Raw genomic sequence first — 26,378 nt, 5'->3', positions numbered from 1 at the left:
CCGGCGAAGGCACCATATTGCCTCAGCGGACCTCGGCGAGATAGCGGTCGACGAAGGCTTTTTGCACGTTTTCCATTTCGCCCCAGTCGACGCTCTTGGCGCGGGCATAGTCGCTGTCGGGGAGGAATTTGCCCTTCACGGAGGCCGGCAGCTCGATCGGGCGGGCCGGACGCAGATAGGCATTCGTCCAGATCGCCTGGCCCTTGTCGGACAGCAGATAGTCCATCACCTTCTTCGCCTTTTCCTTGTCGGGCGCGTTCTTCACGAGGCCAACGACATAGGGAAACACCACCGACCCTTCACAGGGAATCACAAACTCGAAGTTGCCCTTCTCCGAATATTTGGCGCGGTAAGCGTTGAAGTCATAGTCGAACAGGATCGGCATTTCGCCCGACACGACGCGGGCATATGACGTCTGCTTGGGCACGATCGGATCGTTCTTGCGCAGTTCCTTGAAGAAGGTGATCGCCGGATCGAAATTGGTGGGCGAGCCGCCCAGCGCGAGATTGACGGCGACCGCGCCGACATATCCGACCGCAGCGGACGACGGGTCGAGATAGCCGACCATGCCCTTGTAGTCAGGTTTCAGGAGGTCCTTCCAGCAGGCCGGCACCGGCTTGCCGCCAAGCGCGTCCTTGTTCACGAACAGGCCGAGCGTCCCGGAGTGGATCGTGGTCCAGTAGCCGTCGGGGTCCTTGAGGCCGGCGGGGACCTGATCCCAATGCGCCGGCTTGTAGGGCTCGAGCGCGTCCTGGGCCTTGGCCTTCATGCCGAAGGTCACGCCGAAATAGCCGATATCACCGACCGGGTTGCTCTTCTCGGCCAGGATCTGGGCTAGCGCCTGGCCGGAATTCTTGTTGTCATGAGGGATATCGTAGTTGAGGTCCGCCTTGATCGCCTTCAGCATCGACGCCCAATCTGCCCATTCCGGCGGGCAATTGTAGCAGATCACGTCGGCCGCCCTGGCGGATTGCCACGGCGCAATCAGTGTCAGCGCGAGCAACGCGAGGACAAGGCGGACGGTCTTCATGGGGGGCTCCGGTCTGGGAGGAGGAAGCAATGCGGACTTCAACATCAACGCAGCGACCAAGTATAGACCACGCATGAAGGTTTTGCGACGCGCTTGCTGCCGTGCAGCAAATGCAGCAGCCCGGATGCCAACGACCGGAGGCTCGCGGCGAGCCGTCGTTTCGCGCTAGGCTGGGAGCCGAAAGAGGAAGCGCCCATGTACCAACCGCCCGGCGTCGAGACATCGTCCGACCTTCCCGTCCCCGACCTGATGAGAGCCTGGGTCCTTGGTGACCCCGACCAGCTCCAGCTTCGCGAGAAGCCGACGCCGATCCCGACGCGCGCCGAGGTGCTGGTGCGCATCGACGCGGTTGCGATCTGCGCCACCGATCTCGAAATCATCCATGCCGGGTCACCTGCAAGCATTCAGGGCGGCCTGCCCTTCAACAAGAACTTTACGCCGGGTCACGAATACATGGGCACGGTTGCCGCGCTCGGTCCAAACGTCGACGAGTTCAGGATCGGAGAGCGCGTCAGCGTCGAGATCCACGCCGGCTGCGGCCAATGCAAACGCTGCCGCCAGGGCATGTACACATCGTGCCTCAACTATGGAAAGCCGGAGAAGGGTCACCGCGCCAACGGCTTTACGACCGACGGCGGATTCGCCGAATACGCGGTGAACCACATCAATACGCTGGCGCGCGTCCCGGATACCATGAGCGACGCGGAAGCGACGCTCGTGGTGACTGCCGGGACGTCGATGTATGGCTTGACGGAATTGGGGGGATTGGTGGCCGGCGAGAGCGTCGTGGTGATCGGCCCAGGGCCAATCGGACTTCTCGCAGTTGCGGTGGCCAAGGCGCTTGGTGCAAGCCCGGTCATCCTGACCGGGACGCGCAACAAGCGGCTGGCGATCGGCCAGGAACTGGGGGCCGACCGCGTCATCAACATCAACGACGAAGACGTCGTTGATGTCGTGAAACAACTAACAGGGGGGATCGGCGCGGACTATGTCGTCGAATGTGCCGGCACCGAAGCGACACTCAACCAGGCCATTCACATGACCAATCGCGGCGGCAAGATCTGTCTGGCCGCCTTCCCGCACGAGGCCGCGACGCTGGACATCGCGCATCTCGTACGGAACAACATCTACGCCTACGGCATCCGCGGCGAGGGCCGCAGCGCCACGCACCGCGCGATGGAATTGATGGCAGCGAAGCGGTTCGACGCGACCAGGATCCACACGCATACGTTTCCGCTGGCCGACCTGCCGACGGCGCTGAGATATGCGCGGGACCGCGTGGATGACGCGATCAAGGTCGTCGTCACCAATCGGAAAGCCGAAACGATCGCGAGCGCTGCGGAATAAGGCCGGTTCGGACGGCTCGCGAAAGCACGAACCCGAGAGCCTGCTCACACCGAACAGTAGCGCTCCTTGATCTCGTCGTCGGCGAGCAGCGCCTGCGCCGACGCCTGGTGCACCACCGCCCCCTGATCCAGCACATAAGCACGATCGGCGATGCCAAGTGCGAGCTCGACGTTCTGCTCGACCAGCAGAACCGTCGTTCCTTGCGCCTTCATGCTGCGGAACAGCGCGAACATCTCGTCGACCAGGACCGGCATGATGCCCTCCGACGGCTCGTCCAGCATGATCAGGTCGGGCTTTGCGATCATCGCCCGCGCGATCGCCAGCATCTGCTGCTCACCGCCGGACATCGTGACCGCCTCTTGATCCATGCGCTCGGCCAGCCGGGGGAAGATCGCGGCGATCTCGTCGATCAGCTCGACTTCCCGCTTCTTCTCCTTCGAGGCAACCAGCCCGAGCCGCAAATTCTCCCGCACGGTCAGTCCCTGCACAATCCGTCGCTCCTCTGGAACGTAAGCCAGTCCCAACGCGAACCGCACATGCGCCGGCTGACGCAGCAGCTCTTCACCCTTGAAGATGACCGAGCCGCGCGCCCGCCCCATCAACCCCATGATCGATTTCAACGTCGTCGTCTTGCCGGCCCCATTGCGACCGATCAGGCAGACGATTTCGCCCTTGCTCACCTCGAGACTGATGTCCTGTAACGCGTGACTTGCGCCGTACCAGGCATTGAGCTTGCTGATCTGCAGCATCCCGTCAATGCTCCCGCTGGCCGAGATAGACGCGCTTCACTGCCTCGTTCTGCCGGACCTCCTGCGGCGTTCCCTCGGCCAGCAGTTCTCCGTGGTGCAGCACGAGGATGCGATCGCTGATCCCCAGCACCAGCTTCATCTTGTGCTCGACGAGGATAACCGTACGCTCCTTGGCGAGTTTCACGATCAGATCCATCATGGTCCGGGTTTCTTCCGGGCTCATGCCGGCCGTCGGCTCGTCCAGCAGCAGCAAGCGGGGCTGGCTGGCAAGCGCCATGCCGATCTCCAGTGCCCGCTGCTCACCGTGGGCCAGCGTCTTGGCCGCGCGTTCCCGGGATTCCCACAACCCGACGAGCGCCAGCAGTTCGTCGGCCCGCTCGATCAGTTCGGTCAGGCGCGCACGGGGACGCCAGATATCGTATCGCGCCACCAGCGCCTGCAGACCCACGCGGATGTTCTCACGTGTCGTAAGCTGCGGAAACACGCTGGTGATCTGAAAGGATTTCGCGATCCCCATATGTGCAAAGCGGTGTTGCGGCAGACCGGTGACATCCTTGCCCTCGAACTCAACGCTGCCTTTCGTCGGCGGAAGGGCGCCGCACAGCAGGTTGAAGTAGGTGCTCTTTCCAGCCCCGTTCGGACCAATAATGGAAGTGATCGCTCCTCTGGAAAACTCGGCCGAGATATTGTTGAGGGCGACAAACTTCCCGAACGTCTTGCCGACGCCCCTGGTGCGCAGAATGATTTCTCCTGCGTGGCCTTCTGCGGCGCTCATCGTCTGCCCCGCGCGATCAGCGTGCCCCAGATGCCCGCCGGGAAGAACAGCACGCATGCAATGAAGATGGCGCCAACGATGAGTTGCCAGTGAACGGTCCACACCGAGACCACATTCTCCAGGACCAGGAAGACCGCAGCACCAATCATCGGCCCGAAGAACGTCCCCATACCGCCCAGGAGAGCAATCATCACGACCAGGCCCGAGGTCTCGTAATGCAGGATTTCGATCGGAACGATCGACAAGTGCAGGGCCTGCAACGCACCCGCAAGGCCGCAGAAGCCGCCCGACAGGACGAAGGTCAGCAATCGCGTCAGGGTCACGTCGTAGCCGGACGCGCGTGCACGCATCTCGTTCTCGCGCACCGCTTCAATGACGGCACCAAAGGGCGACGCCAGAATGCGTGACATCACAAAAAATGCGGCGATCACAAAGGCCGCGATGACGTAGTACCGGATCATCGGATTGATGAAATCGATCCGCAGGCCGAACAGATCGATGGTGCGGACGTTGATGCCGCGAAGGCCGTTCTCGCCGCCGGTCAAGTCAACCGACTGGTAGAAAAGGTAGTAGACACATTGCGACAGTGCCATTGTCACCATGGCGAAATAGATGCCTCGTGTCCTGATCGCGAGCACGCCGATGAACAGCGCCATCAACAATCCGCCGGCGACCCCGGCCGCGATCGCTGCATACCATGGCCAGCCGAAATGCACGATGGCGATGCCACAGAGGTACGCACCGGTCCCGAACAGCGCCGCGTGACCAAACGACAGAAGACCCAGATATCCAAACACGAGGTTGAAGCCGAGGGCGTACAAGCCATAGATCAGGATATTCACGGCGAGGGCCGTGAACGGCATCACCAGCGGGAAAACCAGGATGACCGCCGCGACAATGCTGGCCCGATGCCGCGTCGCGAACTCGTACCAACTGCCCGTCGTGGCACCGGGCCGTTTGATCGATTGAGTGGTTTCGGTCATGCCGGGCTCAGCTCATCAATCCGGCGCGGCCGAAGAAGCCCTGGGGACGAACGATCAGAACGATGGCCATCAAGGCAAAGATCGAAACCTTGGCCATCTCGGGTGCGAACAGCGATGTCATGCTGACCACCACACCGACCAGCAGGCCTGCCAGGACGGAGCCGCCGATCGACCCCATCCCTCCTACCACGGTCACGACAAAGGCTTCGGCGAGGATCGTGCCGCCCATCTCCGGAATGACGCCTTGAAGCGGCGCGGCCAACAGTCCGGCAAAGCCCGCGATCGCAGTACCGATCCCGAATACGATCAACCAGACCTTGGAAACGTCGACCCCAAGAACACGGACGATCTGCGGATCGCGCGCCCCGGCGCGGACGATCAGCCCGAAGCTGGTCTTCTCCAGAAACAGCCAGAGCGCCAGCAGCACGACGGCCGTCGCGCCTATCACGAACAGGCGGTAGAGCGGGAAATAGCCGACGCCAATGTCGACAGCCCCCTGCAGAACTTCGGGCGTGTCGAAAGGATAGCCGGTCTTGCCAAAGGCGATGCGCACGCATTCGACCATCACGTAGCTGAGCCCGAAGGTCAGCAGCAGCGGATAGTCGATGCCGCGACCGTAAAGCGGCCGGATCAGCACGCGCTCGACGGCAAGGCCGAACAGTCCGATTACGATCGGCACCGCCACGAGGCAGATCCAGAAATTGCCCCCGATCGAGGTCAGATAGAGCCCGACATAGGCGCCGACCATGTAGAACGCGCCATGGGCGAAGTTGACGACCGTCAACATCCCGAAGATCAGCGAGAGGCCGATCGCAAACAGCACATAGATGGCGCCGAGCGCCAGCCCGGCAAACAGTTGCAGCGCTATCAGGTCAAAGCTCAGGCCCGCCATTTGTCCCCCTCAAGCACGGCGCGTTCCGTCCCGCGGCGCGCGCCGCGCCGTCGCACGAGCTCAGCTCTTGTGGCCGAGCGCTTCGCAGGTACGCAGGTTCTTCTCGTTGGGCTCTTCGGTCGACAGAACCTCGAACACGTCGGACTCGTTCCTCATGTCCTTGGACTTCGACTTGATCACGAGCACCGATTGCACCGACTGGTGGTCGCATTTGCGATAATATTGCGGCCCCTTGTAGTCGTCGTACTTCAGAGCTTCCAATGCCGCGACGACCTTGTCGGTCTCGACACTGCCGGCGCCCTTGACCGCCTCCAGCACGGTCCGAACACCGCCATAACCGAGCGCACCGTAGTCGGTGGGCAGCTTGCCGTCGTACATCTTGCGGAAGGCATCGTTGAACGCCTTGGTCGAGGCGAACTTGTCCTCGATACCCCAGTAGAAGGAGCAGCCGCCGACGACGCCTTCGAACGCCTGGGGGCCAGCCGCGACACGGCTGGCATGCGAGAGCAGCGGCGCGATGATCTGGATCGACTTCTTGATGCCAAAGTCGGTCGCCTGCTTCAGCGCGATCTGCTGGTCCCGGCCAAAATTGCTGATGCACAGAATATCGGGCTTCAGCGCCTGGAGACGCGGCAACAGCGTGGAGAAGTCAGTCGTTCCCAGCGGATGGCGGATGTCGCCGAGGTTCTCGACGTTGAATTCCTTGCCGACCTCGAGGAAGCCGCGAACCATCTCGTGACCGTAGGCGTAATCCGCCGTGAGAAACGCAACCTTCTTGCCGAATTTGGCGAAAGCATAGCGGCCGACCGCGCCTGACGTCATATGCGGGTTCAGCGCTTCGTGGAATGTGTATTTGCTGAAGTCGGCCGCCTCGTTGATGGCGTCGGACTGGCTGATCGAATTGAAGATGACGCCGCGCTCCTTGGTGACGTTGTTGATCGCAAGCTGAACCGCCGCGGACAGACTGCCGACGACGAAATTCACCTTCTCCTTCTCGACCAGTTCCAGTGTCCGCGTTGCCGCTTCACCGGGATTGAGCTTGTCGTCTCGCACGACAAGCTCGGCCTTGCGGCCGTTGAGACCGCCAGCATCATTGAACTGGGCGACAGCAAGCTGCCCCGCCCGCACCTGGTCCTGGGCCTCCGCACCATACGGACCGGTCAAGGGAACAGGGAAGCCGATCTTGATGGGTGCTTCCTCGGCCTGGAGCAGGTTGATGCGAAACGGCGAGACGGCGAGAGCGGCGCCGGCGCTTGCCGTCGTCAGCAGACGACGCCGCGATATCGATCGAGCTTTGGTGACCTTGTTCGTCATGACTATTCCTCCCCAAGAACTGTCTGTGTTTTGTTATCGTTATCTTTGCCGGAACGTCTCCACCTCAGATTCGTCCCAAGGCCGTCAGGATAACCTGAGGCGTGAGCGGAATCTCGGTAATTGTTGCGCCGAACGGCCGCAGCGCATCGTTGACCGCGTTGGCAACCGCAGCTGCCGCCCCGGCTGTCCCTGCCTCACCCGCCCCTTTGGCTCCGAGCTCAGATTCCTGCGTTGGAGACACCACGTGGCCAATCTCGATATCGGGCATCTCGCCGGACATCGGGACCAGGTAGTCCGCCATATTGGCGTTGGTCAGCTGACCACGCTCGTCATAGATGCATTTCTCGAACAGCGCCGCGCCGAGCCCCTGCACGACCCCGCCCCGGATCTGCTCGTCGACCAGTTGCGGGTTGATGATGGTGCCGCAGTCTTCGACAACCCAATGCTTCAGCAGCGTCACGAACCCGGTCTCGGTATCGACCTCAAGCCAAGAGGCCTGAACCCCGTTGGTGAATGCGAAGGGATACTGGCGCGGCACGAAATGTCGGGTCGCCATCAACTCAGGCTGGATGCCCGGCGGGAGGGTATCCGGCCGAAAATAGACGATCCGCGCCAATTCGCTCAGCTCGATCCGTGGCGCACCGTCGTCGGCACTGACGATGCTGTTGTTGACGATATCGAGCCCGCCCGGCGTCGATTGCAGGATGGCCGCGGCGATATCAAGGATATTCTGGCGCAGAGCCTTGGCGGCCTGCAACGCCGCTTCGCCGCCGATGCCAGCGCCGCGCGAGGCCCAGGTGCCGCCGCCATAGGGCGTGTTGTCGGTGTCGCCCAGGATCACGCGGACCCGTTCCATCGAAACGCCCAGCACGCTGCCCACGATCTGGGCAGTCAGCGACTCCGAGCCCTGCCCCTGTTCCGTGATGCTGGTCTGGCAGATCACCGAGCCCTGCGCGTCGAGCCGAACCGCAACGCCGTCCTGCGACGAGATTTTCGCGCCGCCGACGCCGTAAAAGGCAGCACTGGGATTGGTGACCTCGATGAAGCTGGCGATTCCGATACCCCGGTGAATATTTCTCGCGCGCAACGCCGCTTGCTCAGCACGCAATGCGTCGTAATCCATCATCTGCAGCAGCTTGGCCAGCGATGCGTGATGCGAAAGCTGCTCGAATTTCATGCCGGAGGGTGATGCACAGGGATAGGCGTCGTCGGGGATCAAATTGCGCCGGCGGATCTCGACGGGGTCCATGCCGATCTTCGCTGCGGCAAGGTCGACCAGACCCTCGGTGACCGAACAGGCAATCGGGTGTCCGACCGCCCGGTACTGGCACATCACGTTCTTGTTCTGGAAGACGACCCGCGCTCGCGCCCGATAATTCGGGGTGACATACGGCCCCCCAACCAGATTGACTACCTGATTGGCCTCGATGGCGCTGGTGCGCGGATACATCGAATAGGGACCGATGCCCGTCAGGTCGTCGATCTCGAAGGCCGTGATGGTGCCGTCCGACTTGACGCCGGTCCGGCCCCTGCATCGATGATCGCGAGCGTGAATGTCCGTGTTGAAGCTCTCCACCCGGTCAGCCACGAATTTGATCGGCCGCCGTAGCAGCTTGGACAGCGCATAGGTCGCCATTTCGTCGGCGTAGATGTGGACCTTGATGCCGAACGAGCCGCCGACATCCTTGCAGACCACCCGGACCTGCGCTTCCCTTAGTCCGAGATGCAGGGCTGCAATGTTCTGCACCATGTGGGGCGCCTGTGTGCCCTGATAGATCGTCAGCCGCGCCTCGGCAGCATTCCAGTCGGCAACCACCGCTCGCGGTTCAAGCGTCACGCCGGTGTGGCGCCCGAATACAAAGTCGGCCTCGACCACCTCAGAATTCGACCATGCTTGGTCGACATCGCCGGCGTTGAGGGTCCGTTCAAAGGCAAGATTGTCACCGAGCGAGGCGTGAATGACAGGCGTTGCCGGATCGAGCGCAGTGCGCATGTCGGTGACCGCCTCGAGTTCCTCGTAGTCGACGGCAATTTGCTCCATTGCATCTTCAGCCACCGCACGGCTGGTTGCGACGATCGCCGCGACCGCCTCACCCTGCCAGCAGGCCCGGTCGATCGCGATCGCATGCTGTGGCGCCGACTTCAATCCCTTCAGATGCGAGAGCACGCCGACCCATGGCGTGATGACGGCCTCAAGCTCTCGACCCGTGACGATGGAAATGACGCCGGACATACGTCGTGCCGCGTCGGCATCGATCGCCACAATTCTGGCGTGGGCATAGGGCGACCGTAAAAAAACCACGTGCGCCATCCGCGGCAATTCCAGGTCGCTGACATACTGTCCACGCCCTTGCAGCAACCTGTCGAGGTTCGGTCGTGGCACCGTCTTTCCGATATAGGAGTTCGGGCGATCGAGCACCGAAAGTGTCTCCGCTGGCGCACGGGTCACCGTCATGCCGGTCGCTCCGCGCGCATCCTGGCTGTCGCCTCCACCGCGTCCACAATGGCTTGATAGCCGGTACAGCGGCAATAATTGCCGGAAAGATGCTCGCGGATCGCTTGACGATCAGGCATAGGCAAATGCTTCAGCAGGTCCTGCGCCGTCATCAGCATCCCGGGCGTGCAATAGCCGCACTGCAATGCATTGCGTTCGCGAAAGGCCGCCTGAAGATCAGCGATTTCGCCGCTGTCGGACAGCCCCTCGATTGTCTCGACTGACGCCCCCTGCGCCTGGACCGTCAGCATCAGACAGGAGCGGACGATCTCGCCATCAATCCGGACCGTGCAAGCACCACAGACGCCGTGCTCGCAACCGACATGGGTTCCGGTCAGCTTCAGATTCTCCCTGAGGAAATCAGCGAGATTGAGACGCGGCAATACCAATGCATCAATGGGCTCGCCGTTGACCAGAAGCGAAACCGACACCGGTGTGCTCATCCGGTCACTCCCGCTGCGAGATCGGGCCGCGCCAGCAATGCGGCCGCACAGCGCCGGAGCAAGACCGTAGCAAGATGTCGGCGCATCGCCGCGGTCGCCTGCTGATCCTCCGGTGGATCGAGTTCATCGACCAGCGCTGTCGCGGCATCTGCAAGCAAGGCAGTGGTCACGGATGCATTGATCAACCTGCCTGCGGCCGCTGCTAACAGGGGCCGGTCTCCAATCGCAAAGAAGCCGAGCCGAAGATCCGTGAACCTGCCGGCTGCAACAGCAGCCCGCGCAGCGAGACCAACGACGGCGTAGTCACCATGCCGCCGGGCATACTCCTGAAAGAAAAATGTCGAGCCCTCACCCGCGACTGGCACCTCGATCGCGACAAGCAATTCGTCCGGCGACAGCGCCGTTTCGTAGATGCCCTTGAAAAACTCGGTCGCGGCAATCCGACGCTCGCCCGTCGGGCCGCGAATAACGATCGTGGCGTCAAGCGCCACAACACAGGCCGGCAGCTCCGATGCCGGATCGGCATGCGCAAGGCTACCGCCTATCGTTCCGCGATTGCGAATTGCGGGGTGAGCGACGTAGCCAACGGCGTCCCGCAGCAGCGGCGCATGCAGCGCGACGTCTGCCGATCTGAGCAGGTCGACATGTCGGGTCAGCGCACCAACAACCAGTAGGTCTCCCCTCACCGCGATGCCGCGCAACTCGGCGAGGCCGCCGATATCGACCAGGATGTCCGGGGATAAGAGCCGCAGATTCATCGCCGGCATCAGGCTCTGGCCACCCGACAGAACCTTCGCCTTGTCGCCATGCGCGGCAAGCAACTCCAGCGCATTCACGACGCTGGTCGCGCGGGCGTAGGCGAAAGCCGCAGCTTTCATGTGGGCGTGGCCTCCCGGCCCAAATTTGGTTTGCCCGATTAGAGGGCCGCCCCCTCCAAAGGTCAAGCTTGTTTATCGAGTGATTATTTGTGCGGCAGGACTTGTCTTCATCTTGGGAAGGCCGCAGGTTCCTTGCCAACTAAAGCTCAATGCGCAGGGAGGCGGATGATGAAGCTCGGATTCTTTACGATGCCGATCCATCCTCTCGACAAGGATTGGCGGCAATCGCTCCGGGAGGATCGGGAAGCCTTCCTGCTCGCGGACGAGCTCGGGTTCACGGAGGCGTATGTCGGCGAGCACGTCACCGACAAAGCCGAGAACATCACCTCCAGCATTGCGTTCATTGCCTGGCTCGCGGCCGCAACCAGACAGATCAAGCTTGGAACCGGCACCATCAACATGCCGAACACTCATCCGGCAGCGGTTGCCGCATCCGTCGCCATGCTCGATCACATGCTCGATGGCCGCTTCATACTCGGAATAAGCCCCGGCGGATTGCTGTCCGACGCGGAGGTGTTCGGCAATCTCGATGCCGACCGCAATGCCATGTTCCTGGAGGCGATCAATCAGGTTCTCGATATCTGGGCGGGCAAGCCGCCCTATGATCTGCGGGGCAGATACTGGAATGTCTCGGTCCAGCGAACCCTGATCGAGGACATTGGGCAGGGATTCGTAGCCCGCCCATTGCAAACTCCTCACCCGCCGATCGTGGTGACCGCGGTCGCACCGTTCTCAAAAGGCGTCACGGAAGCCGCTGCGCGCGGTTGGGATCCGATCTCGGCGAACTTCCTGATGCCTGCCTGGGTGAAGAGCCACTGGCCCAAATACGTCGAGGGTTGCGAGCGTGTGAACCGGGTCGCCGACCCCGCCAATTGGCGCGTCGCCAAGAGCGTGTTCGTGGCAAACGACACAGCAACCGCGAAGGCCTACGCCACGTCGCCCGATAGCCCCTACGTGTACTATTATCACCAGCTATTCACGAAGCTGAAGCGCGGCGGCCGGCTCGAACTGTTCAAGACGAGGCGGGATCAACCAGACTCTGAGGTCACCCTCGAATCGATCTGCGAGAAGCTGATCATCTACGGCACGCCTGAAAACGTAGCCGATCAGCTGCTGGCGTTCCAGGAAGAGACCGGCACCTTCGGAACCTTGCTCTATGCCGGCAAGGACTGGAAGGATCGCGAGCTTGGCCGCCAATCGATGATCCTGATGGCCGAGAAGGTCTTGCCGCAGATCAACGCCGCCGCCGGATCATCCGTATGACCTAAGGAGTTTCGACGTGGCTTTCACCGATCGCATTCCGTACCAGGCTCAGATCGATCGACCGAAACTGGCATTGCCTGATGGCAAGAAGCTTGCTGTCTGGGTCATCCTCAATGTCGAGGAATGGCGTATCGAAAATGCGATGCCACGCACCGTGCTGAGCCCACCAATGGGCCAGCCGCTGCTGCCTGACGTGCCGAACTGGTCGTGGCATGAATACGGCATGCGCGCCGGCTTCTGGCGGCAATTCAAAGCCCTCACCGACCGAAAGATACCGGTGACGCTGGCTACGAATGCCAACGTCTGCAACAGCTATCCGCGCGTGGCCTCGGCGGCGCGCGAGGCGGGCTTCGAATTTATGGGGCATGGGTTCGTGCAGGGCCCAATGCACAAGGTCGAGAACCAGGCGGATGCAATCAAGCGTGCTGTCGACACGATCGCCGCATTTGTGGGCAAGCCACCGCGATCATGGGAAAGCCCGGGCCTGACCGAGACCGAAGAAACACTCGATCTCCTGCGCTTGAACGGGATCGAATATGTGGCCGATTGGGTGATCGACGATCTTCCTCAGGACATCGCGACACCGCACGGAACTGTGACGACGATTCCCTATTCCGTCGAGACCAACGACATTGTCATTCACGCGCTACAGCACCTGCCCTCGGAACAGTTCCTGACGCGCTGTACCGACCAGTTCGATCGGCTGTATCTCGAAGGCGCAGAGAACGCGCGGATCATGGCAATCTCGGTGCATCCTTACATCACGGGGGTACCACATCGAATCAAATACCTGGAGGCCCTGCTCGACTACGTGATAGGCCATGACGGCGTCGCGCTCATGACGGCGAGCGAGATTGGAGATTGGTATCGGCACCAGATCGCGGCAAGGTAATCCGACTCAGCCGACGACCTTGATCGGCGCCCGCCGACGATCGGTTGCACCCTCCGCTACCCTCTCAAATCCCGCCAGAAAAAGATCCAGCGCATCAGTGATCATCTGCGCCTTGTCCTCGAGGACGGGCGCTTCGTAGATGTACTTGCGTACACCGTAATAGAAGATGCCGCCGTGAAACACCCAGGCCAGCTCCAGTTCGGCAGCGCTTGGCCTGCTCTGCGTGGCGAGGCCGGCGTCGTGGCGACATTCCCTGACAATGCGTGTCAGGATCTTGTCCTTGACCACGCCAACATACCAACGATTGATATCGAGGCCCTTCAGTCCAGAGTAGAGATAGATCCGCAGCCATTTTCGGTCGAAGATGGCGTCCGTGTAGACTTCGTAAAATTCCTGAAGCCGCACGCGGAGTGGACGCGACCGGTCGGAGAGCAACTTTTCCCAGCCGATTTCAAGAGACTCGAGATAGACCTTGCGGTAGACCTCCTTGATGAGATCGTCCTTGCTCGGAAAGTAGCGATAGAGCAACGGTTGCGTCACGCCGAGCCTGCGAGCGAGGGCACGCGTGCCGCCGCCAAATCCTTCCTCCGCGAAAAGATCTGTCGCCTTGCTGACGAATTCGCTGCGACGATCGTCGGCCGACAGCCGCCTCTGCTTGGCACGAGTTCGCTTGACGGGCGCCTTTCGATTCATGATGCGTTGCCGTCATCGTCGGCCAGAAACCGGCCAAAACCTCCCTGCGCGAACAGCAGCGGATTGTTCCGGTTATAGGCGTAGGCCTCCACCGCCCCGAGGAAAATGACGTGATCGCCGCCGTAGTAGCGGTTGGCAGCCCGGCATTGGAAATTTGCGACCGCGTTGGCAAGCACGGGGGCGTTCCCAAGGCCTGGTGACCAGCTCACACCGGCGAATTTGTCACCCGATGATCTGGCAAACTTTATCGCCAGCGTCTGCTGCGACGCGTCAAGAACGTTGACCGTGAAATGGCTGGCATTCTGAAAGATCGGCAGTCCCTGCGAAAACATCCCCAGGCTCCACAACACGAGTGGGGGGTTGAGCGACACCGACGCAAAGGAATTGCAAGTGATTCCGTACGGACGTCCTTCGGTCGACATCGCGGTGACGATTGTCACACCGGTCGCAAACATACCGAGGGCATTGCGAAGGTCGCGGGGATCAATCGCCGAACTGTCGCTTGCGAGTTCAGTGGCCCGGTCCGGCGGATGTTTGGGTGAGTCAGACATCCGGCTGGCCTCAAAGCGTCAGATTTTCAGACGGCAGCCCAAGAGCAACTCGCCCATAGTTGGTGCCCGCCGCGTCGAAATTGAACGCGAGATGTGAGTTCACTGCATGCGCATCGCGAAATTGGCGCTGCAGTGCTCCCGAGGTGAACAGGCTGCGCGCCCCGCTCGCTGCAAATAGAAGTGACACTGCTTCGGTACACAGATTGACCGCGAATGCGCCATCGCGCCGAAGCCTCGTCTTCCCCGCTATGCTCGGGATCGCGCCACGCCGGACCTCCGCAAGCACCTCAATGCAATTCGTACGCATAATGAGCCGCGCGGCATCTATTTTCGCAGATGCCTCGGCAATCTTGATCTGTGTACTCTGCAGATCGCCGATCTTGGCTCGGTTATATGTTGAAGCGCGGTGTCGCGCGATCTCGACGTAATCGTCAAGACAAGCCTGGGCATTCCCCAGACCGACACCAGACAGCACGTAGGGAAACAACGAGAAAACCGGAAGCATGTAGAGCGCATTCGGATTGACAACACTGCCAGGCGTTGCGCCACCCGCAAGATCGCTGACGGCAATCGTCATATGCTCGGGAACGAATGCATCAGTTACCCGCACGTCGTTCGACCCTGTACCGCGCAGACCAGCCGCATTCCAGGTATCGTCGATGCTGTAGTCTCGTCTGTTCAATAGGAATAGCCGATATTCGACGCCATCGGCCTCGTCATCCGACGCAACCACGCTTGCGAGCATGTTCCATCCGCACGCCTCCACTCCGGACGAGAACGGCCAGTGACCACTCAACACATATCCGCCACTTGTTTTCCTGGCACGGCCTGCAGGGAAAATAAAGGAAGACGCTATCAGCGTATCTGGATTCTCGCCCCACACCGCGCTCTGCGCTTCAGGCGCAAACATACCCAGCATCCAGTGGTGACTTGCAAGGTTGGCAAAATTCCAGGACACCGAGGCATCTCCCTGCCCCAGCGCATCGGCGCAATCGACCAATGCAACATAGTCGAGCTCACTGCCCCCGACGCGCTGGGGCTGCAGGATCCGGAAAAGGCCGCTATCATGCAGATCGCGCTCGGTCTCCGGTGGCAGCCGGCGCAGCTCTTCGGTCCGCGACGCCCGTTCACGTAAAGCCGGAACAAGCGACCTGGCTCGTGCGACCATGGTCGAATAATGACCCATATCCGGGCCTGGCGGCACCTTCGCGTCGAACCCGCGGCCAACCTGAACCATAGTCTCTTCCTTCGTTCGATCTCCTAAGTATTCACGCAGTGCGACCGAGCCGTACTGCGCAGTTTATCGAGCGATCACCAGAGATCAAGACGCACAAGCCTGCGTCTCGCGAATTCAATGCTCAAGACCCACGACTGCCGCAAGGCGCCCATTTGCGGGAACGCCTCCAGCAAGACTTCGTCCGCACGCGCCATTCTAGCATCCTCTCGCCCAAGATTCGATGCGTAGCCCAAACTCCAACTAACGACTGCAGCCTGCTAGGGTGCTAGTTACAGCTCAGAAACGCGAAAACGCCCGGTGGCTTCGGCCACCGGGCACTCTACGTCGTCGAATTGTCGGCAATGGCCCGACCACCTCACGGGATCTAGACGAGCTCCTTCCGCCAATACAGCGTGTGCTGCCATGCCCAGGGCGAGGCAGGTTCGAAGAGCCGATACCCCTGCCGGATGAAGTTGTTGGCCGAGAAGTGATTGTCGGTGGTATCCGAGACGATGGCTTTCCAGCCGGCCCGTCGCGCTCGCGCTTCCAGCGCGCGAGTAAGCCGCACTTGCAGGCCGTGGCCGCAGTGCGGCATCGCGACGCCAACGCGGCATAGATATCCGGCGTTGGCAACATGGGTTGACGAAACGACGCCCGCGAATGCAATCGGCTTCAGCCCACGGAAACCAATCCACCAGTATCCTTGGTCGAAGTCCGGTACACGGGTCCCGTCGCAGAATATCAGCTGATGCAGCTCGGTGAGCGATTCCGCGACCTCATCGTCCTGTGCGTCGACCTCACGTATCCGATACATTTCTGCACCCTGAGAAAATTCATTGTCCACCAAGGTGCCCGGATCCATGGCCCCTGGACATCGATCCGCCGCGCGTTGAGGATGAGACAGGTCACTTTCCGAGCGTGGCTTTGATCCCCAGCCAAACGGCACCGAGAAAGCCAGTAGCGATCACGGTGATCACCGCCTTGAAAGTATAGCTTTGCGCCTGCTCCACGCTCTTTCGCCATCGCCGGAGGTGCTGAAAGTCTGCGCGCAATTCTCGTCGGTCCCCCTCCTCAAAGCCGAATGAAGTCAGGACTGTCGCGATGGTCTTGACCACAACGGCGTCGATGTCGCTTCGGCGAACCCGATCTTGCTCGATCAACGTTTCCATGACGATTGCCTTGACATCGGCTTCATGCATCGGATCACCGTCGTATGATGCGGGCGACATTCTCGAACGTGCGCTTTCCGAAATAGAAGCCCATGATCATGCCAGCCCAGGTGCTCACGTCTCCCGCAAGTTGCGGCGTCGTCCCAAGGCCGAGAACCTTGTCCCAGATCACGCATTTTCCCGACCCCCGGCCGCCGAATGCCCCCTTGTAGCGCGCCGGCCGAAGCAGCGGCTCGAACACTTTTGCGGTTGGAATTTTCAGGATCGACAAGGCTGCTCTCGGTGACGCAAAACGGCTTGCACGCCCGCCGGCCGCCTCATGGCGACCATCGGGCTGGAATTGTCATTGATGGAGCCGCGCCCTGGTCAGTTCGGTAAGCCAGTCATCCAGATCGGTATGCGCCGCACCGGAAGCGTCCGGAATCCCAGGCACCGACGGCGGCAAATATCGCATCGGCTGTCCGCTGAACGGGCTCAGCGGCCTTGTCGAAGCCGGAGCCGCGCCCGCGAAAGCCCCGAAGCGTTCGTCGAATGTCGCGGGCTGACCTGCCTGCGGAATCGAAGCCGACGGAACGAACGGCACGGCAGGCGCTCCGCCGTCGAAATCGGCTTGGCTCTCGCCTGCCGGCAATACCCGCACCAGGCGCCGGACCGGTGTTTCCATGGTCGATTCCTGCGGGAGGTCATCGGGCGGCGCAACGAACGACTGCGTCTCGTAAAGTGGTCGCGACGATGTAGCCGATCCCGCCGAAAACTGGTCGCCGGTGCCGAACCGGCCGAAGGCGCCGGAATGGCTCGGCGACGGCCGGAGATAATCATAGCCCGGATCACGCGCCGCAGTGTCCCGCGGCAACAAGCTGCGCGGAGGAGACGCAGGATTGCGGGAGTTCAGCGGATCGCTGCCGTAGATATCTTCCCAGTAGGCAGGGTTTGAATCGTAGAGAGCCCGCGCTTGAGGATAATCGCGGAGACCGAACTCCCGCTTAATCCGGTCAGCATACGCCTCCGGCTTGCTCAGATCATTGCGGAAGAGCTCCTGGAACGCCTTCCAGCCCTCGCCCTTCACGGCTTGCGATACAAGCCGCCTCGCGAACTCATCCAAGAACAATTGCCACACAAGCAATCTCCACTTCAGCTAAAGGCACCGGAAAACTCCACGAAATAGCGCAGCGCAATTGCCAATCTTCGGCATTCGCGAGACGCCCCATTTGGCGTTCCCGCAGCATTGCGATCGCCATCGCGTGATCCAGGTTCGAACGAGCCCGCAACACCGAGACCGTCGACACGTCGCCTCGAACGCTCTGATATCTTGGGGATGAAGACCGCCTGTTAAGGCGATCAGCGGCAGAATGCGCGATCACCGCAAGGCTGCGCAACAGATCACTCGTTTGATCAAGCCGCCCAATATCTCTTCGCAAAAAATACGAAACGGGCCGCCCAAATAGGCTCGTTACATCATCCTACGAACCATAAAACCGCAGCCAGATAGAGCGCGCAGATGACAAGGCCGATCCCACTTGCAACGCCGGCCCCGAGCTCCAACCGCCCAAAACCGTCACGCCGGCCGCCAAGCCAACCAAACTCTCCTTCGTCGCAATTGTAGGCGGCCACCCGAATTCGTCCAAACGAGACGACTGGCACGATGAGCCGCGCCACGGTATATCCAATCACATCGACGATGAAGTAGAAGAGCACCTCAACAAAGCTTTGGATAAGCCACATTGACCCCTCGCCATAGCGGCGCTCTGCTTGGACACGCCATGATTGATATCATGCCGGCTGGCACGTAGGTAAGAGCAACCCCGCAGAACCGGACACACGATGCCGCGAGTGGCCCCGATAGCGGTCCGAGTTCTCGATGATGTGATTGAACGGTTTCGGAAAGACCCTCGACGAAGCAACTCAGCAATCCGTTGGGGTTGGATGAACTGCGGCCGCCGCTCTCAGATATCTTCGCCCTCAACCTCCTCGGGCTCAACAATGACTCGCTCGATGCGGTGCACAAGTTCGAGCGCTCCGTCGCCGTTCTCGATCGCCTGCGGCGCTTTGCCCCAGCCGCGATCGAGGATGGCATTGGCTGCGGAGACGCGGGCAGCCGGCGTTGCGCTGGTCGATCGCATCACACCGACCAGTGCATTGAGTGCGCTTCTCGTATGGCTCCGCGCAAGCGAACGGATTTGCGTAACCGACTTTGCCAACCTACTTCTCCTGCCAATCGGACGGGAGATACTCGCTCGGGGCCGTGTCGGCGCGGTCCGACTCTGAGTCGGGCAGCGTCAAGCGGAATGCGATCGTAGGAAAGTCCGTCTGCTCGCGATCCCGGCGTGGGCGCGGAATGAACTGAATGATCTCAGCAGTCATACGGCGGTCTCCCACAGGACGAGGGCTAACAAGCCCGCAAGCGCGAGCGATATCAGATAGGCGGTCATGCAAACCTCGTTGATCGGCCGGCAGCGCACGAGCGCGGCCATCGAATTAAAGATGCGGCAGATCGCGCAGCTGGCGGCGATCTTTGGGGCGCGAACCTTATCCCTGACGAGTGGGGCCGCGGGCGGCGCCGGCTTTCGCCGCGCCGCAGGACCGGCGCGTTCGCGCGCACCGGCCAATTTCATGCTCGTTTCAATGGGTTCGGACGGCGGCTCGCTTGCGACGCTCAGGCGACGGGCTGGGAGGATGTGGCGTCGTGACGTTGCGGCCGCCGTCCGATTGGTGAAACGGCAAACAAAAAGCCCGCCGCGGATTGCTCCGCGCGGGCTCAACAATTTCTGATTATCAGATTATGCCCTGAGTTGCCCGACGTGTCAAATGTTTTTACGGGCTGAATCCGATCGGTAAAATCTGATGCGTCGGCTTCGAAGGCGGGAAACCGCTTTGAACGAATCTCTGCGCATAATCCGGAATCGCAACACGAGCCGGCGACGATCGGCCGTATGCTTGTTGCGATGATGTCAGTGTGCCCCTGAGTTGCCCGACGCGTCAAGCGGACAAGCGGTCACAACATTTGGATCGACATCAGGACAGTTTTGGCTCGCGTCGGTCGACCCGCGCCGCAGTTAGATTGCAAGGAGGAGGCGCCAATGTATTTCGTTGCTGCCGTGCTCGCGGTCCTGTCCGGCCTGTTCTATGCAGCGGGCCATCATGAGATCGGCTCGATCGGTGCCACCATGTGCCAGTATGGCGGTATCTTCTGCGACAGTCCGGTACTGGTTCTCGTCGGTGCCGGGTTCGCTGCGGCGTGGGGCATGCTCGTTAGCGTGCGCTGATCGTCCCGCAGTATTTCGACTATAGCCTTGTGCCGCTGATTTGCCCGACGAGTCAATTCTTGCACTTTGCATCAGATGCGATCTCAAGAGCGCCCGCATCTATTGCGGTGTGCTCGGATTTGCCGGCTGAGCGGGCTTTGGGCCGGGTGGATCAGGCTCAATCGTTGCCTTGGGCTCGGTCGGCATCACCTTTGCGCCCGCGGCACGTGCCGCCTCGCCGGTCGTTGAATAGTTGGCGGAAGCGGCCGGCTGCACCTTCGGCTTGCTCCACGGACCGTGGTCGACCATCAGCATGCCCAGCACGCCGAGGATCGCAACCAGGGCCGCGATCAACAGCGGCGTTCCGCCGTGCCGATTTCGATGCTTGACCAAACGACCATCCGATATGCCATGAGCCTGCATTGTCATCATCGTCTCCTCCATGGAAACAAGCCGCAACCGACGCGTAAGTTTCCTGTTCCCCGATGCGAAAGCGAGGCATGTTGGTGGAACCAATCCGCAGCTGCTGAATTTCCCCGATATGTGGACGGCGCTACGCGCACGTGCGGGTAGCCAGGTTAACGGCCACCCCACCTTTAGTGAAAATCGCGGCACGACACATGAGCTCTGAAACACCCGAGTCTCCGCTTCAGCCATCACTCGGCGAGCGGGCGATCGACACCGCGACCGACGTTTCGCGTACCATCACGGAGGTGTCGGACGGACTTCGAGCGGCGGCCGATCGCCTCAGCGACGCGATCGCAACCTCGCGCCGGCCGGGCGGAGCCCTCGCCACCGTGAGCGCGGTCACGCGGGAAGCGCCGCTCGCAAGCCTGTTCGTCGCGTTTCTGCTCGGCGTTGCTGCAGCGCGCCGGCACTAGGCGTCGACGCGCTGCGAAGGCCGCCTGCCCTAGAACTTGCCCTTGGTGGCGTCCTTGGTTGCGGACATCACGCTTCCGCTGATCTGCCGCATATGTTCGCCGGCATTGGTGAATTGGCTGCGCAGAAATTCCGACTGGATCCGCATCGCCTCCTGCAGATCGGTCGCGTGCACGAGCTTGCGCGCATGCTCGAACGCCGCCTTCATGTTCTGCTCGGTGAACGACAGCGCCTGTTTTGAAATCTCGGTACCCGTGCCCGGCATCGCTGTCATCGACTTGCTCGCGGCATCAAAGAACAGGCTGAAGGCCTGTTCGGCCTGGTCGATGGTCTTTTCCGCCAGATCGCGCAACTCGGCGGGAACTTCAAGCTTCGGCTCAATCATGATCGCGCCCCCTGAAAAAAGCGTTTGCCAAGGTTAGCATAGATTGTGACGGCGTCAGCGCCGTATCGCCAAACCATGAGAGGCCCACTTGTTGCAGCCAAGGAAAATTTACCTAGCGACGGCTGGACTGCACCGCAGACCGATTCCAATCGTGTCAGCACTGTGGCATAGTGATTCGGCCTCGTCGTGGTCGCGTTCGCGTCTCTTGTGGGGAATAAGGGGATCCGATGCTACGCGCCGTTCGTCCAACACCGACCTGCACCCGCTTCAAGACTAGCATAGAGATGCCGTGCATGAAGTGCGGCACGCAAATGCGGCTCGCCTTGATCGAGCCGCGCGACCAAGTCTACGACGTGCTGACCTATCAGTGCGCGCCGTGCAATTCCGGCGAAAGCTTCCTGAACGCGCGCTAGGCTATCGGCCCGTTCAGTCGTTCAGCACCGAGGCCCCCGCCTCCGTCAGCTCGGGCTGGTCGTCGTACAGTTCGACCAGGCCAAGTTGGATGAGGACGCCCAGATCCTCGTCGCTGACCGGCGACAGTTTGAGCCGGCCGGCCTGGATATCACGGAGGGTCCAGCGCAAGGCGATCGCGCGCTCAAGTGAAAATTCAGCGAATGGATTGTTTGCCATTCGCTTCGACTAGTGCGGCATTTGGATCAGACTTTGTCTTGGCCGCGGCGGCTTCATGGACACCGCAGATTGACGGCGAGCCGGCGCGATCGAGGTGCCCGGCGCCCCGATCGCGTCATCACTCCATATGTCTTCGCAGCGGCGCGGCTCAGTAGCGATAGGGATCTATATCGAGCAGCGGGAATGCGCTGAACACGCTCGGCAGATTGGTCGGCGTCGCCGGATGCAGATAGGACTTGTCCAGTTCGGCGAAGCTGGTGACGCCGAGCAGACCGAGGCAGCGGATCACCTCGTCCTCCAGCAATTCAAGCATCCGGACAATGCCTGCCTCGCCGGCCGCGGCGAGCGCCCAGCATTGCAGACGGCCGATCCCGACGAGATCGGCCCCCGATACGATGGCCTTCACGATGTCGGTGCCACGGCAGATCGAGCCATCGACCATGATCTTGGCGCGGCCTGCGACGGCCTGAACGATCTCGGGCAGGACGTGCATGGACCCACGGCCGTGGTCGAGCTGCCGTCCGCCGTGATTTGAGACGTAGATCCATTCGACCCCGTGATCGAGGGCGATCTTGGCGTCTTCCGCGGTGGCGATCCCCTTGAGGATGAGCGGGATCTTGAACTTGTTCTTGATCAACTTCACCGTCCGCCATTCCAGCCCTTTCTGGAAATCGCCGCCGGTGGCGCGGATGCGGCTTTCGCGGACGTAGCGCTTGGCAATGTCGCGCTCACGCCGGCTGTAATGGGCGGTGTCCACGGTGAGGCAGAACGCAGCGTAACCGTTGTCGATGCTGCGGCTGACCACATCCTCGACGAACGCATCGTCGCCGCGCACATAGAGCTGGAAGATGCGCAAGGCGTCGGGCGCCGCCTTGGCGGTATTCTCCAGCCCCGGCTCCGACACCGAGCTCAGCATATGCGCCGCGCCGAACGTTCCCGCTCCGCGCGCGACGGCCGCGCCCGCCTCCGGATCGAAGATCTCGAGCGCGCCGACTGGCGCGATCATCACGGGAAGCCGGAGCTTGCGGCCGAAGACCTCGGTGGACGGATCCACATTGATGACGTTGCGCAGCACGCGCGGCCGGAACGCAATCTCGTCGAGCGCCATTCTGTTGCGGCGCATCGTGGTCTCGGTTTCCGAGGCGCCGACGATGTAGTCCCAGGCGTTCTGGTTCAGCCTGGCGCGGGCCTTTTGCGCGAATTCGTGCAGGTTCTGGAATTCCTCGCCGCTGGCGCCGAGTTCGACGTTGCGCGCCTCCCGAATGGGGGTCCCGTCAGTCATGGTCGTTTCTTCTCCCGATTTGGCCGGCACATTAGCCGCAGACAAACCTGAAAAGCTACCACCTTGACCGACGAATCCGGCCAGCGAAGGCCAGCTATTCGCTTGTGAGATGGATCGGGTTTCGACACCAAGCGGCCGCTTCCGAACTGAGCCGCCCGACGCGCTAGCTGCCCGAGAACCGGTTTCGGTACTCGGTCGGCGACACGCCGAGGTGGCGCAGGAAGGCCCGCCGCATTCGTTCGTCGTCGCCAAATCCCGCGCGCTTGGCAATCTCGACCACGCCGCCGATCTGGCGGCTTTCGAGCAGCAAGCGCGCGGTCTCAACGCGCAGCGCCTCGACACCGCTAGCAGGTGTCATGCCGGTGCGGCTGACATAGGTCCGGGCAAAGGTGCGCGGCGTCATCCCGGCCTTTTCCGCAAGGGTCTCGACCTTGAGGTCGCTTGTGATGTTCTCGATGATCCAGGCATGCAGCGCGCTGAAGCGTCCCTCGACGTCCGACGCCTGAGCCGCAAGGACGGTCGAGAACTGACTCTGACCGCCCGGCCGCTTCAGAAACACCACAAGTCTGCGCGCGACATCGAGCGCGATGGTGTGGCCGAAATCCTCCTCGATCATCGCGAGCGCCAGATCGATGCCGGCGCTGACACCCGCCGACGACCAGACATGTCCGTCCTTGACGAAAATCGCGTTGGGCTCGACGCGGATGTCGGGAAAGCTGTCCTGCAAACGCGGACAATAGCGCCAGTGCGTTGCAGCACGCTTGCCGTCCAGAATCCCGGTCCAGGCCAACGCAAATGCGCCAAGGCAGACTGATGCGATACGGCGCGCCTTCGGCAGCGCCTCCGCAATCCAGTTCATCAACTCGGCGTCGTTGCGGATCTTCCAGATGCCGGGTCCGCCGGGGATCACCAGCGTGTCGACCTCGGCGGGCGCAACACTGGCGATCGGCGCCGTGTCGATCATCATGCCGACATCAGTCGGTACCAAGCCGCCTGAAGTCGACAGATAGGACAGCGAATAGTCCGGCCCGGGCAGTTCGATCGCCTCCAGCTCCGCGAACACCTGAGCCGGCCCCGAGATGTCAAGCAAGGTCACGCCCGGAAAGGCAACGATCGCGATTCGCCGTGTCGCTTTCTTGTCGCGCGGCTCGGGCCGGGGTGGCTTGGCAGTTTTCGAGGGCATATTGTCCTTTAAGCCATTCTTGGCTGCCCTGTATAGCTTGCAATGGAGTTCTGGAGTTCGGCCATGTCGCGAAATCTGGGCAACGAATACGAGGCGATCAAATCGCCTTGGGCGGATTACGCGATCTACAGTCTACCCGATGCCTCCCGGGTCGAAGCCCGCGACCGCCAGCGGTTGATGGACGCCATGAACGGCATCATTGCCGTCAACTGGCAGGCCACCGAGCCGCATTGGACGGCAACCTCCTCACCCTTCGACCAGAAGTACAGCCTGATCCTCGTCTATGACGGCTCCGGCCTCGTGGCCTTCTCGGTCTACCGCATCCTGCAGATGTCGGCCGGACTTGGAATCTATCGCAGCGGGACAGAAGTACTCCCGGCGCATCAGGGCCGCGGCCTCTACGGCTTCTTTACGGCTGAAGTTCTGAAGTGCTCGGGCGCCGCCGAGAGGGCCGACGGCAACGTGCTCTACGGCTGGCGGACCCGCAATCCAATCGTCTGGGCAGCGAACGCTAAAATTTGCGAAAAAGTGACTCCATCGTTGCTCGATGATGCGCAGGACCCGGCGTTGCAGGCGGCCTGTGTCGAGATGTGCACCTCACTCTATCCGGGCAAGCCGCTCGAACTGCCCGACATGATCATGCGGGGCGCTTACGGCCACATTAAGCACCATCGGCAGGCCTATCGTGGCACCGCGTCACTGGTCGATGCTGCGATGTCGCGGAAGATTCCGAATTCAGCAGATGCCCTGTTCTCGGTGGGTTACGCGAGGGTGTGATGTCGATGCTCGGACAACAAGCCGTTTACGCCCCGACGGCGCGCTTCACCGACCGCGCCTATCTCGCCTGGACGGCAGTGGCCATCGCCTACGCCATTGCCTTCCTGCAGCGGGTGTCACCGCAATCGGTAAGCCTCGGTTTCATGCACGACTTCAACACCGATGCGGCCGGTGTTGCGATGCTCGCCTCGAGCTATTTCTGGGGCTACACCTTGATGCAGATTCCGGCCGGCCTGCTGGTCGATCGTTACGGCGTCAAGCGCGTCGTCCTCCTCAGCATGATCGCCTCGTCGCTCGGCAGTGCAGCGTTCGCACTGGCGCCGAACCTGCTCGACGTTTTTGCTGCGCGCCTGATCGTCGCCTGCGGCGATGCGCTGGTCTTCACGGCACTCCTCAAGCTCGTGGCACAAAGCTTCGCTGACGAGCGGTTCGGCATGATGTCGGGTATTTCGCAGGTCTCCGGCTATGTCGGAGGCGTGATCGCGACCACGCCGCTCGCAGCCGCCGTCTCGGGGTTTGGCTGGCGGGCCTGCTTCCTGTTCATCGCCTGCATTGGTCTCGCCAACCTCGCCTTCGCCAAGCTTGCGCTCAAGCCTGATCCGGCATCGCATAGCAACAAGACGCTGAAGGGCGTCGTGATCGCTGCGCGGCGATCGCTGGCCCATATCGCGAACTGGGGTTGTGCAGTGACGTTTGCGTCGCACTTCGCGGTTGTGACGACGCTGTCCGGCGTCTGGGGCATTCCGATGGTCGCCCACTTCTTCCATATCTCTCCGACGGCTGCCGGCACGCCGCTGCTCGCCTTCATGATCGGCAATGCGCTCGGCTCGATCTTCCTCGGTCACGCCGCCGATCGTGCCGCGGCGGCGCTCGACCGCGCATTGATCGGCATTTGCGTATTGCGCATGCTGCTGATCGCGATGCTGCTGCCGCAGGTCGCCCGGACATTTGGTCTCGCCTACGTCACCGTCGTGTTCACGGCCCTGGGCCTCGTCGCCGGCGGCACCGTCCCGCTGGTGCTGAAATGCGTGAAGAAGCTCTACACCTCCGACCTGATCGGTGTCGGCGCTTCTGTGAACACCACCGCTGCCGGGATCTTCGCCGGTGTCTCGCAGCCGATCATCGGCTTTGCGATGCTCGCCGCCAGCAACGCCTCCGGAACCGACGCCGTGCACAACACGGCCGCGATCGGTGACGACGGCTACAGCGCCTTGATCGTCATTCTACTTCTCATGTCGCTGCCGGGCATTGCCGGGCCGTTCTTGATGAGAAGCAAGTTGATAGCTCGTTAGTGTCGTTATGAGTGTAGGG

General features: G+C 61.5%; 33 protein-coding genes. 8 read left to right on the top strand and 25 right to left on the bottom strand.

The window, feature by feature from the left end; all coding sequences use genetic code 11:
- Positions 1-22: 22 nt before the first annotated feature.
- The gene (locus tag HAP47_RS14065) at positions 23-1,030 is read right to left on the bottom strand and encodes an ABC transporter substrate-binding protein (protein WP_173637734.1); all 1,008 of its coding nucleotides are present in this window, start codon (positions 1,028-1,030) and stop codon (positions 23-25) included.
- A gap of 195 nt (positions 1,031-1,225) precedes the next feature.
- Between HAP47_RS14065 and HAP47_RS14060 the strand changes: the two genes are divergently transcribed.
- The gene (locus tag HAP47_RS14060) at positions 1,226-2,377 is read left to right on the top strand and encodes a zinc-dependent alcohol dehydrogenase (protein ID WP_173637735.1); all 1,152 of its coding nucleotides are present in this window, start codon (positions 1,226-1,228) and stop codon (positions 2,375-2,377) included.
- Positions 2,378-2,421: 44 nt separating this feature from the next.
- Here HAP47_RS14060 and HAP47_RS14055 read toward each other — a convergent pair whose 3' ends face one another.
- The 8 genes from HAP47_RS14055 to HAP47_RS14020 form a co-directional block, all read right to left on the bottom strand.
- Complete coding sequence (locus HAP47_RS14055) at positions 2,422-3,126, bottom strand: ABC transporter ATP-binding protein (RefSeq protein WP_173637736.1); 705 nt, start codon at positions 3,124-3,126, stop codon at positions 2,422-2,424.
- Between the two features lie 4 nt (positions 3,127-3,130).
- Positions 3,131-3,901 carry an ABC transporter ATP-binding protein gene (locus HAP47_RS14050; RefSeq protein WP_173637737.1) on the bottom strand — a complete coding sequence of 257 codons (771 nt, stop codon included), beginning with the start codon at positions 3,899-3,901 and terminating at the stop codon, positions 3,131-3,133.
- Entirely contained in the window at positions 3,898-4,884 is a 987-nt protein-coding gene (locus HAP47_RS14045) for a branched-chain amino acid ABC transporter permease (RefSeq protein WP_173637738.1), read from the bottom strand. The genes HAP47_RS14050 and HAP47_RS14045 overlap by 4 nt, the downstream gene beginning before the upstream one ends.
- Positions 4,885-4,891: 7 nt before the next feature.
- Positions 4,892-5,776, bottom strand: a complete 885-nt coding sequence (locus HAP47_RS14040) for a branched-chain amino acid ABC transporter permease (protein ID WP_173637739.1) — start codon at positions 5,774-5,776, stop codon at positions 4,892-4,894.
- Between the two features lie 60 nt (positions 5,777-5,836).
- Positions 5,837-7,090 carry an ABC transporter substrate-binding protein gene (locus HAP47_RS14035; protein WP_173637740.1) on the bottom strand — a complete coding sequence of 418 codons (1,254 nt, stop codon included), beginning with the start codon at positions 7,088-7,090 and terminating at the stop codon, positions 5,837-5,839.
- A 64-nt stretch (positions 7,091-7,154) separates the two neighbouring features.
- Positions 7,155-9,545, bottom strand: a complete 2,391-nt coding sequence (locus HAP47_RS14030) for a xanthine dehydrogenase family protein molybdopterin-binding subunit (RefSeq protein WP_173637741.1) — start codon at positions 9,543-9,545, stop codon at positions 7,155-7,157.
- The gene (locus HAP47_RS14025) at positions 9,542-10,027 is read right to left on the bottom strand and encodes a (2Fe-2S)-binding protein (protein WP_173637742.1); all 486 of its coding nucleotides are present in this window, start codon (positions 10,025-10,027) and stop codon (positions 9,542-9,544) included. Before HAP47_RS14025 ends, HAP47_RS14030 begins: the two co-directional genes overlap by 4 nt.
- Positions 10,024-10,905 (bottom strand): FAD binding domain-containing protein, encoded by an 882-nt coding sequence (locus tag HAP47_RS14020; protein WP_173637743.1) that lies wholly within the window; start codon positions 10,903-10,905, stop codon positions 10,024-10,026. Before HAP47_RS14020 ends, HAP47_RS14025 begins: the two co-directional genes overlap by 4 nt.
- 168 nt (positions 10,906-11,073) lie before the next feature.
- On the opposite strand from HAP47_RS14020, the gene HAP47_RS14015 reads away from it, so the two are divergent.
- Together HAP47_RS14015 and HAP47_RS14010 are read left to right on the top strand one after the other, a co-directional pair.
- Positions 11,074-12,168 carry an LLM class flavin-dependent oxidoreductase gene (locus HAP47_RS14015; protein ID WP_173637744.1) on the top strand — a complete coding sequence of 365 codons (1,095 nt, stop codon included), beginning with the start codon at positions 11,074-11,076 and terminating at the stop codon, positions 12,166-12,168.
- Between the two features lie 16 nt (positions 12,169-12,184).
- Positions 12,185-13,060, top strand: a complete 876-nt coding sequence (locus HAP47_RS14010) for a polysaccharide deacetylase family protein (protein WP_173637745.1) — start codon at positions 12,185-12,187, stop codon at positions 13,058-13,060.
- 6 nt (positions 13,061-13,066) lie between these two features.
- On the opposite strand, the gene HAP47_RS14005 is transcribed toward HAP47_RS14010, so the two are convergent.
- The 11 genes from HAP47_RS14005 to HAP47_RS13955 all read right to left on the bottom strand — a co-directional run bounded on the left by HAP47_RS14005 (position 13,067) and on the right by HAP47_RS13955 (position 19,050).
- The gene (locus HAP47_RS14005; RefSeq protein WP_173637746.1) at positions 13,067-13,753 is read right to left on the bottom strand and encodes a TetR/AcrR family transcriptional regulator; all 687 of its coding nucleotides are present in this window, start codon (positions 13,751-13,753) and stop codon (positions 13,067-13,069) included.
- Complete coding sequence (locus HAP47_RS14000; RefSeq protein ID WP_173637747.1) at positions 13,750-14,304, bottom strand: flavin reductase family protein; 555 nt, start codon at positions 14,302-14,304, stop codon at positions 13,750-13,752. Before HAP47_RS14000 ends, HAP47_RS14005 begins: the two co-directional genes overlap by 4 nt.
- 10 nt (positions 14,305-14,314) lie before the next feature.
- Positions 14,315-15,541, bottom strand: coding sequence for an acyl-CoA dehydrogenase family protein (locus tag HAP47_RS13995; protein WP_173637748.1), 1,227 nt, complete (start codon positions 15,539-15,541; stop codon positions 14,315-14,317).
- A 364-nt stretch (positions 15,542-15,905) separates the two neighbouring features.
- Entirely contained in the window at positions 15,906-16,382 is a 477-nt protein-coding gene (locus HAP47_RS13990; protein ID WP_231168875.1) for a GNAT family N-acetyltransferase, read from the bottom strand.
- Between the two features lie 43 nt (positions 16,383-16,425).
- Positions 16,426-16,719 (bottom strand): hypothetical protein, encoded by a 294-nt coding sequence (locus HAP47_RS13985; protein WP_171947666.1) that lies wholly within the window; start codon positions 16,717-16,719, stop codon positions 16,426-16,428.
- A 4-nt stretch (positions 16,720-16,723) separates the two neighbouring features.
- Positions 16,724-16,960, bottom strand: coding sequence for a hypothetical protein (locus HAP47_RS13980; RefSeq protein WP_050405301.1), 237 nt, complete (start codon positions 16,958-16,960; stop codon positions 16,724-16,726).
- Positions 16,961-17,032: 72 nt separating this feature from the next.
- A complete protein-coding gene (locus tag HAP47_RS13975) occupies positions 17,033-17,755 on the bottom strand; it encodes a hypothetical protein (RefSeq protein WP_173637749.1) in 723 nt (240 codons plus the stop codon).
- 28 nt (positions 17,756-17,783) lie between these two features.
- Positions 17,784-17,927, bottom strand: coding sequence for a hypothetical protein (locus tag HAP47_RS13970; protein WP_173637750.1), 144 nt, complete (start codon positions 17,925-17,927; stop codon positions 17,784-17,786).
- 217 nt (positions 17,928-18,144) lie between these two features.
- On the bottom strand, positions 18,145-18,411 hold the full coding sequence (locus tag HAP47_RS13965; protein WP_173637751.1) for a hypothetical protein: 267 nt from the start codon (positions 18,409-18,411) through the stop codon (positions 18,145-18,147).
- 221 nt (positions 18,412-18,632) lie between these two features.
- The gene (locus HAP47_RS13960) at positions 18,633-18,887 is read right to left on the bottom strand and encodes a hypothetical protein (protein WP_173637752.1); all 255 of its coding nucleotides are present in this window, start codon (positions 18,885-18,887) and stop codon (positions 18,633-18,635) included.
- A 1-nt stretch (position 18,888) separates the two neighbouring features.
- Complete coding sequence (locus HAP47_RS13955; protein WP_173637753.1) at positions 18,889-19,050, bottom strand: hypothetical protein; 162 nt, start codon at positions 19,048-19,050, stop codon at positions 18,889-18,891.
- A gap of 66 nt (positions 19,051-19,116) precedes the next feature.
- On the opposite strand from HAP47_RS13955, the gene HAP47_RS13950 reads away from it, so the two are divergent.
- Together HAP47_RS13950 and HAP47_RS13945 are read left to right on the top strand one after the other, a co-directional pair.
- Positions 19,117-19,458: a hypothetical protein gene (locus HAP47_RS13950; RefSeq protein ID WP_176396215.1), complete on the top strand. Its 342-nt coding sequence runs from the start codon at positions 19,117-19,119 to the stop codon at positions 19,456-19,458.
- Positions 19,459-19,766: 308 nt separating this feature from the next.
- A complete protein-coding gene (locus HAP47_RS13945; RefSeq protein WP_173637755.1) occupies positions 19,767-19,952 on the top strand; it encodes a hypothetical protein in 186 nt (61 codons plus the stop codon).
- Between the two features lie 99 nt (positions 19,953-20,051).
- Here the strand turns inward: HAP47_RS13945 and HAP47_RS13940 are convergent, their stop codons facing one another.
- Complete coding sequence (locus tag HAP47_RS13940) at positions 20,052-20,354, bottom strand: hypothetical protein (RefSeq protein WP_173640504.1); 303 nt, start codon at positions 20,352-20,354, stop codon at positions 20,052-20,054.
- Between the two features lie 197 nt (positions 20,355-20,551).
- Here HAP47_RS13940 and HAP47_RS13935 point away from each other — a divergent pair, with 197 nt between their 5' ends.
- The gene (locus tag HAP47_RS13935) at positions 20,552-20,812 is read left to right on the top strand and encodes a hypothetical protein (RefSeq protein ID WP_173637756.1); all 261 of its coding nucleotides are present in this window, start codon (positions 20,552-20,554) and stop codon (positions 20,810-20,812) included.
- A 29-nt stretch (positions 20,813-20,841) separates the two neighbouring features.
- On the opposite strand, the gene HAP47_RS13930 is transcribed toward HAP47_RS13935, so the two are convergent.
- From HAP47_RS13930 to HAP47_RS13915, 4 genes are all read right to left on the bottom strand, one after another.
- Positions 20,842-21,195 carry a phasin gene (locus HAP47_RS13930; protein WP_021080362.1) on the bottom strand — a complete coding sequence of 118 codons (354 nt, stop codon included), beginning with the start codon at positions 21,193-21,195 and terminating at the stop codon, positions 20,842-20,844.
- A 426-nt stretch (positions 21,196-21,621) separates the two neighbouring features.
- A complete protein-coding gene (locus HAP47_RS13925; RefSeq protein WP_173637757.1) occupies positions 21,622-21,825 on the bottom strand; it encodes a hypothetical protein in 204 nt (67 codons plus the stop codon).
- A 148-nt stretch (positions 21,826-21,973) separates the two neighbouring features.
- The gene (locus HAP47_RS13920; RefSeq protein WP_173637758.1) at positions 21,974-23,107 is read right to left on the bottom strand and encodes an alpha-hydroxy acid oxidase; all 1,134 of its coding nucleotides are present in this window, start codon (positions 23,105-23,107) and stop codon (positions 21,974-21,976) included.
- A gap of 163 nt (positions 23,108-23,270) precedes the next feature.
- Positions 23,271-24,290 carry a GlxA family transcriptional regulator gene (locus HAP47_RS13915; RefSeq protein ID WP_173637759.1) on the bottom strand — a complete coding sequence of 340 codons (1,020 nt, stop codon included), beginning with the start codon at positions 24,288-24,290 and terminating at the stop codon, positions 23,271-23,273.
- Positions 24,291-24,353: 63 nt separating this feature from the next.
- On the opposite strand from HAP47_RS13915, the gene HAP47_RS13910 reads away from it, so the two are divergent.
- Positions 24,354-25,067, top strand: a complete 714-nt coding sequence (locus tag HAP47_RS13910) for a hypothetical protein (protein WP_173640505.1) — start codon at positions 24,354-24,356, stop codon at positions 25,065-25,067.
- Entirely contained in the window at positions 25,067-26,359 is a 1,293-nt protein-coding gene (locus HAP47_RS13905) for an MFS transporter (protein ID WP_173637760.1), read from the top strand. The genes HAP47_RS13910 and HAP47_RS13905 overlap by 1 nt, the downstream gene beginning before the upstream one ends.
- The last annotated feature ends 19 nt before the right edge of the window (positions 26,360-26,378 follow it).

Origin of the sequence: Bradyrhizobium sp. 41S5 (assembly GCF_011516665.3) — a bacterium.
GTDB lineage: Bacteria > Pseudomonadota > Alphaproteobacteria > Rhizobiales > Xanthobacteraceae > Bradyrhizobium > Bradyrhizobium quebecense.
This window is presented reverse-complemented; position numbering and strand designations above follow the sequence as displayed.